This window comes from Streptomyces musisoli (genome assembly GCF_016741855.1).
GTDB lineage: Bacteria > Actinomycetota > Actinomycetes > Streptomycetales > Streptomycetaceae > Streptomyces > Streptomyces musisoli.
In genome coordinates this window covers 1-439 of sequence record NZ_JAERRH010000120.1, presented here as the reverse complement: position 1 = coordinate 439, position 439 = coordinate 1, and the positions used below count along the sequence as shown (strand labels likewise).

The following is a 439-nucleotide window of genomic DNA, read 5'->3' as shown; positions in this document are numbered from 1 at the left end:
CTCCGGATCCCGGTCCTTGACGGGAGTGTCCTCGAAGGTGTCCGGAACGGGGTCGTTGACGGTCATGAGGCTGCGGGCCCTCCGATCTGGGGCGTCGACCGCCCGACGTGGAGCACATGCGCCGGAGTACGGCCGGGCGTGAGACGCACGAAGTTGGTCCTGCCCCAGTGGTACGTCTCGCCCGTCAGCCCGTCGTGCAACGACAGGGCGGCGTCCCAGTCCAGGCCGAGTTGCGGCATGTCCAACGAGACCGTGGCCTCCTGGGTGTGATGCGGGTCGAGGTTGACGACCACGATGACCGTGTCCGCGCCCGTGCTCTTGCTGTAGGCGAGCACGGCATCGTTGTCGGTCTGATGGAAGCGGAGATTCCGCAGGCGCTGTAGCGCGGGATGCTCTCGCCGGATGGTGTTGAGCCGGGTGACGAGTGGTGCGATGGTGC

The 439-nt window shown here is 67.2% G+C and carries 1 protein-coding gene; it reads right to left on the bottom strand.

Annotated elements, in window-relative coordinates; all coding sequences use genetic code 11:
- Positions 1–62 precede the first annotated feature (62 nt).
- Positions 63–439, bottom strand: a 377-nt coding sequence (locus JK361_RS40735; RefSeq protein WP_201828284.1) for an alpha-glucosidase C-terminal domain-containing protein, incomplete at its 5' end; no start/stop codon positions are given.